The 6,384-nt window shown below is 63.5% G+C and carries 4 protein-coding genes; 1 reads left to right on the plus strand and 3 read right to left on the minus strand.

Translation table 11 applies throughout. The annotated features are described in order from the left end of the window. Window positions 1–10: 10 nt before the first annotated feature. Window positions 11–1,402 carry a right-handed parallel beta-helix repeat-containing protein gene (locus tag GXY15_12815; protein ID NLV42091.1) on the minus strand — a complete coding sequence of 464 codons (1,392 nt, stop codon included), beginning with the start codon at window positions 1,400–1,402 and terminating at the stop codon, window positions 11–13. A 667-nt stretch (window positions 1,403–2,069) separates the two neighbouring features. Here GXY15_12815 and GXY15_12820 point away from each other — a divergent pair. Continuing rightward, window positions 2,070–3,383 (plus strand): Gfo/Idh/MocA family oxidoreductase, encoded by a 1,314-nt coding sequence (locus GXY15_12820; protein NLV42092.1) that lies wholly within the window; start codon window positions 2,070–2,072, stop codon window positions 3,381–3,383. A 71-nt stretch (window positions 3,384–3,454) separates the two neighbouring features. Here the strand turns inward: GXY15_12820 and GXY15_12825 are convergent, their stop codons facing one another. Both GXY15_12825 and GXY15_12830 read right to left on the minus strand, forming a co-directional pair. Then, window positions 3,455–4,450 (minus strand): type II secretion system protein, encoded by a 996-nt coding sequence (locus GXY15_12825; GenBank protein ID NLV42093.1) that lies wholly within the window; start codon window positions 4,448–4,450, stop codon window positions 3,455–3,457. A gap of 1,176 nt (window positions 4,451–5,626) precedes the next feature. After that, window positions 5,627–6,384, minus strand: a 758-nt coding sequence (locus tag GXY15_12830) for an RHS repeat-associated core domain-containing protein (GenBank protein ID NLV42094.1), incomplete at its 5' end; no start/stop codon positions are given.

Consider the following 6,384-nt stretch of genomic DNA (forward strand, 5'->3'; position numbering starts at 1 on the left):
TGCCCTTCCCTCACGGCTCCAGGGGGACGTTGGAGACGCCCTGGGTGCCGGGGTGGAAGAGGTTGTTGGAAAAGCGCAGCCCCTGGGGGCAGGTGGGGCATTCGTCCTTCTTTCCCCAGGCGCCGATGTGCACCGCCCAGCGGTAGCGCGGCGCGGGCGTGGCGATCTTGCCCTCCTCCGGCACGCCGTCGCGTCCCGTGTCGTAGACCATGTTCCCCGTGACGATCACATCGCGGAGAGGCGGATTCTCCGGGAGCTGGCCCTCGTAGAAGGCCAGGGCGTAGCTGCCCCCCTGGTCGTCCGTCGCGCCGCCCCAGTTCCAGTACTCGTTTCCATATCCGTAGTCGGTGATGAGGTTGTTGGCGATGACCGTGCCGCCGTCCACGTTTGCGGGGCGCGCGTCCCTGCCCTCCGCCGCCGGCTCCGCGGCGTGCGAGGCCGCGCCGGGGTTCATGAGAATGCCCCACAGGTCAATGCGCGACAGCAGGTTGTCCGACACGATGAGGTTGCGGCAGCCGTGGGTCATCTTGATGCCCATCATGCCCCGGTTCACCGTGTTGCCCGTCACCACGGCGTGGTCGCAGTGGAGGTCTATGCCCTGCGCCGCGTTCTCGATGTAGTTGCCCGTGATGCGGATGAACCTCGACTTCTCGGGGTCCGTCACCAGGATGGCGGAGCCCTGGTGCCAGTTGTTCACATGGCCCCGCTCAACCACGCCCTGGGCCAGGTCGCCGGGCTTCGTGGGGTGCTTCCCCTCCGTCAGGTTCCCAAGCCCGTGCTGCTCCTTCATCTCCTGCGTGGGCATCAGCCGCCGCTCGATCACCCGGTTGTTGACGATGGACAGGTCCTCGACGCCCCGCGCGATGATGCCGGTGCCGTCAATGCATTTGAACGCATATCCGTAATGAATCTCGGTTGGCCCCGTCCGGTCGTCCACAGCGACGCGCTTGTAGTCGAGAATCTCGCAGTCCTCGATCCGGCAGCCGGTGGTGTCGCGCACCTCCACGGCCCCCTCGCGGGCGCGGTTGCCCCGGACCGTCACCCCGCGGATCACGATGTCGCGGGCGTTCTCCACCAGAATCCCCGGCGCGGCCGCGTCGGTGTCCGGGGGTCGGCACAGCGTGATCCCCTCGATCCGCACGTTCTCCGCGCCGTCTATCCGAAGGATGGGCGCGTCCGGGTTCTCCTGAATCAGGGTGCCGTGGCCATAGAGGCCGCCGCCCGCGCCGCGAAAGACGACCGGCTCGGAGATCCGCCACTCCCCCGCGGGCAGAAAGACCGGCGCCCCCTTCGCGGCGGCCACGGCCTCCTGAACCGAGGCAAACCCGGCGGGGCCCGGTTCCGCCTGCGCGGCGGCGAGGGCACAAACGAACAGGGACAGGGCGGGGAGATACGGACGCATGGGAACGGCTCCTTGCGGGTTGATGTCCCGATTATGCACAGGGGCGGGCGCTTCCGCCACCGGAAAGGCAATCGCTCTGAAATGCCCTCGAAAAACACCTGCGAGCGGCATGAACGCCCCTCGGTTGTGTGATTCTGTTTTTGTTGTCCCAACGGGACATCCGCCTATAGCCCAGGCCAGGCCGCCGCCCGAAGGGCCAGGCCTGCCCTGGGAAGGAGACACCCCTGACCCTTGCCCTGAATGGGCATCCGAAATTTGGGCACCGGAAAAGGACAGAGCCGACGGGACGCCTGCTGTGCGGAAAGACCTGCAGGGCCTGGTTTCGTACCGCTGGCGTCCCGCCGGCCTTGTCTTTGCGTGCCGTCCCAATTTCGGCTGCCCCGTTGGGGCATGATTCTTTATGTCCGGGCAACCCAGGGCAGGCCTGGCCCTTCGGGCGGCGGCCTGGCCTGGGCTATATTCGGCAACGCTTTCAGCGTTGAAGAGATCGGACAACGGGCGATTACGGACTCCATCCAAAAAAAGCGTCCACGGGTTTTGGTGGGATTGCCCCGCCGCCACCGGCCCGCGCCGAAGGATGTTTACTCGGCGCGGGAAATCTGCTAGTGTTCTGGGGGCGCGGACGGGCCGCGCCGGAGCCGAACGAAGCAACCGGAAGGACAAGATCATGGACACCCCGAGCCGCCGCGAGTTCATCACCGCCAGCGCGCTGGGCATGGCCGCCGTGCCGACGCTGCTCTCCACCGCCCGCGCGCAGACCGCGCCGCCGCCGAGCGAGAGAATCCGCCTCGGGCTGATCGGCTGCGGCGGCATCTCCGCCGCCGACCTGCCGTGCTTCCTCCAGCACAAGGAGGTGGACTGTCCCGTGGTCTGCGACGTGGACGCGCCGCGCATGGCGGAGCGGGCGCGGATGGTGGAGGAGATGCGGGGCAAGGCCCCGGAGACGGTGTCGGACTTCCGGCGGGTCATTGACCGCCAGGACATTGACATGGTGCTGGTCTGCACGCCGGACCACTGGCACGCCCTGCCGACGATCATGGCGTGCGAGGCGGGCAAGGACGTGTATGTGGAGAAGCCCCTGGGCAAGACGATTGACGAGGGGCGCGCCATGCTGGAGGCCGCCAAGGCCAACGACCGCGTGGTGCAGATGGGCACCCAGTGGCGCAGCGGCGAGCACTACCGCGCCGCCGTGGAGTGCGTGCAGTCCGGCCGCATCGGCAAGGTGCGCATGGTGCGCGCGTGGGCCTACCTCGACTGGCTCGGCGGCGTGGGCAACCCGCCGGACAGCGACCCGCCGGCGGGGGTGGACTACGACATGTGGCTGGGCCCCGCGCCGAAACGCCCCTTCAACGAGAACCGTTTCCACTTCAATTTCCGCTGGTTCTGGGACTACGCGGGCGGGCTGATGACGGACTGGGGCGTGCACCTGCTGAATGTCTGCCTGTGGGCCATGGGGCCGGAGCCGCCGCTGCGCGTGAGCAGCATGGGCGGCAAGCTGGTGCTGGACGACAACAGCGAGACGCCGGACACGCAGGTGACGGTCTACGAGTTCCCGAAGTACACGCTGGTCTTCGAGCATCAGATCCAGGGCGGCATCGGGCCGGGCGGCCAGCCCCACGGCATGCTCTTCAGCGGCACCGAGGGCACGGTGATCATTAATGAGGACGGCTGGGAGCTCATCCCCGAGCCGAAAAAGAAGAGTGTGGAGGCCGTGAAGGCGCCCGCGGGCAAGGACGCGCGCCCGGCCCACGTGGCCAATTTCCTGGAATGCCTGAAGACGCGCGAGAAGCCCGTCGAGAACCTGGAGGTGGCCCACTACGTCTCCAGCATCGCCCATCTCGGCAATCTGGCCTTCAAGAGCGGCGCGGAGGTCCACTGGGACGTGGAGAAGGAGGCCGTCATCGGCAACCCGAAGGCCGACGCGCTGGTGGGCTGCGAATACCGCGCGCCGTGGAAACTGACCCACGGCCGCCGCTGCTGACCCCCCCAAGAGAAGACAGGCCGCCGCGCCCCCCCCCGGACGCGGCGGCCTTTTTTTTCAGGCGGGACGGGTCAGGAAAGGAAGCCGCCCATGATGGTGCCGAAGAAGCTGGCGATGACGCCGTTCACCGGCGCCGGCCCCTGCTCCTGGTAGCGGATGAACTCCACATGGCCGTCCATGTACAGGAAGTTGGAGCCGCCGGGAATGTGGTTGAACTCGCTGATGGACACGCTCACGCCGTCGCCCATGATCCAGACCGTGCTCTGGGCCATGCTGCTCGCGCCGGGGTTGTTGATGTCCGTGATGAGGAACCGCTCGATCCCCTCGCGCAGACGGTAGACGGTGTTGGGGCCGGTGACGGTCCCGGGAAGCCCCGAGCCGCCGTTGCCGAACCCCGGCGAGACTTCCTGGTCCTGGTCCATCTGCGCCTCGCTGTTCGGGCCGACATTGTTCAGCGCAAAGTTCAGCAGGCCCGCCGCAACCGCCGTCTCAAGCATCTGGCGGGGTCCGGTCAGATTGCTGACCGTGGTGGCCTCGTGGGTGCTGTCGCACAGGTCAAACACCCAGCCCAGGTACTGGTAGCTGAGGTCCGCGATCTGCAGCCCCCGCGTCTGGCCCGTGCAGGGCTGCGTGACCATGGGCTCCCCCTGCCGCACCTGGATCCCGTTCTCCCCGATGAAGTCCGACCGCGCGTTCGCATCGTCCGGCTTGTCCTCCGGATCCGAGGGGCAGAAGATAATCGCCGGGTCCGTGAGGTATTCGGGGTAGATCGCCGTCAGTTTGGGCCCCGCCGCAATGACGAACGAGCGCCCCGCCGCGGCCGTCGTGTCGCACTGGAGCGTCCCCGCGGGCACATACATCGCCAGCATGGGCGGAAACGCCCCCTTCGCCTCGTTGTTGTACATCTTGAAAACGAGGCCCCACTGCTTCAGGTTGTTCTGGCAGCTGGCACGCCGGGCCGCCTCGCGCGCCCGCGCGAGGGCCGGCAAAAGAATCGCCGCCAGGATGCCGATGATCGCAATGACCACCAGCAGTTCGATAAGGGTAAATCCTCTCTTCCTGCGCATCGTTCGATTCCTTTCCTTTCCGCCCTTCCAACGGTTGGAATAATGAGCCGTGCGCCCGGCACTACAGGCGGGGCGGTATCATCTGTCCGCCGGCCACACGCCGTTGCATCGCCAGTATAGTAAAAAAAGTGAGATTAAGCAATGCCCGCGAGCCCCGACGGCAAAAAAAGGAAGTCCGCCCCCGTCCGCGCCCTCCCACCCCCGAGGAGGACGGAGGATGATCCGCCCCTACCCGCCCTCGGCCCCCACTCCTCCCTTCCTCATCTTCCCCTCCGTGTGTTCAGTGTGTTCCGTGGTTCGCTCCCCCGGGGAACGTCCCTATCCCGTGGGACAGTCCTCAAAGGGGCCGATCAAGAGATCGGCGATCCCAGGCCCCCTGCCCTCCTTCTCGGCGCACATCTTCGCCATCTGCGGACCGTCCGCCGGGTGCCGCCGCGTGGTCTCGCTCCCCGCGTTCAGCGTGTAGGCGAGGAAATCAATCTTGACGGTGCCTGTATCGAGCCATCACCTGACCGCCGCAGGGATGAACCTCAAGAAGTGTGCGGGGGCGTTTTGCGCGCTCTGGAGAGCCATAGGAGCCCTCCTGACGCCTCCAAACACCATCTCCGGAAAAATCATGCCAACATTCCCGGCGGGGGCCGCCGCATGAGAACTGAACTCGGAAAACGGAAGCTGGAGGGGGTTTCTCAACAGCTCCACTGTCCCCATTTATCCTGCGCACATCTGCGTAATCTGCGGACCGTCCGCCCTCGGCACGCCATGAGCATGCATTGCAACAAAGAACTTGCAGGGCTGGAGCGAAGGGGAGAAAGGGGTTTCTCAACAGCCCCACTGTCCGTATTTATCCTATCATTTGTTACTGTTCAGATTGAGACTGCGATATAGGTCCCGAAAAACATAAATGATGCACAGAAGAATACAGTATTCTAAGAGAGCTGGGGTTGGATAGATGAATTTTGGGATGTGATTATCCGACAATGACATAAGGATCAGCATGACGACATGCTGAAGCAGGAATATCACGCTTACTATACCCCATATCGGACCAATTCTCTTTCGAACGGAAAGAAAAACAATACACGAAGGAAATAGGACAACAATCAGCCATGCCGGAACACTAATTTCAAGTGCGACTATCACGAATATCCACTCAAGTATAAACACGACCGCCCCTTTCTAGAAACTGCTATTTGTGCTAAATCCTTCTTGCCAGTCCGCATTGATTTGATAAGGTTTCCCGCCCGGCTCTATTCCTATAGACAGAGGATCTATGAACCAATCTCTTATGCTAAATCTCATTCCACAAGACAGACCAAAGCGTCTATGACAGCAATCAATACTCTCCGTACACTGAGCGCTTCGAACCAAGACCGAATCACCGACAGCAAACAGACGCGGAACCCATGTAACATCCGTCCCTTGGGTATTTCGCCTAGAAAACCGAAAAGTACAGCCGGCTCGAACTCTCTCACAACACTTGTTTGCCAAATCATAAGCATAGGACAACAACTCGCCTTTAAACGCGCTCACGGCTGACATGACTGACGGTGCTGCTCGAAAGTCGTCTAATAGCCCAACAACCGCAAGATCGACAGGCGTTCTTTGGCTGGTATCTTGATGCCAGGTCTCTCCTGCGTAGTAGTGTGTCACAAAGTCCCCGGTATCCCAATCTAGCCCCATGGGATCTAGTCGGGCAATTGGGGAGTTTCCCGTATAACCATAGACGTTAGGCCCATTTACCAACCCCGCCGGGTCAGCGCCCGTCCACCGGGCCATGGCGGGGGAATAGTGGCGGTAGGGGTAGTTATAGAGCCCTGTGCCGGTGTCGTAGGGTTTGGCGGTGAACTGGTGGTGGGGCAGGGTGCCGGTGGCGGTGTGGCGGGCGCCGTAGGGCAGGAACTCCATCGTGCCGGTCTGGGATTTGGTCTGGCTGA

It is taken from the genome of Candidatus Hydrogenedentota bacterium (assembly GCA_012730045.1).
Taxonomy (GTDB): Bacteria; Hydrogenedentota; Hydrogenedentia; order Hydrogenedentales; family CAITNO01; genus JAAYBR01.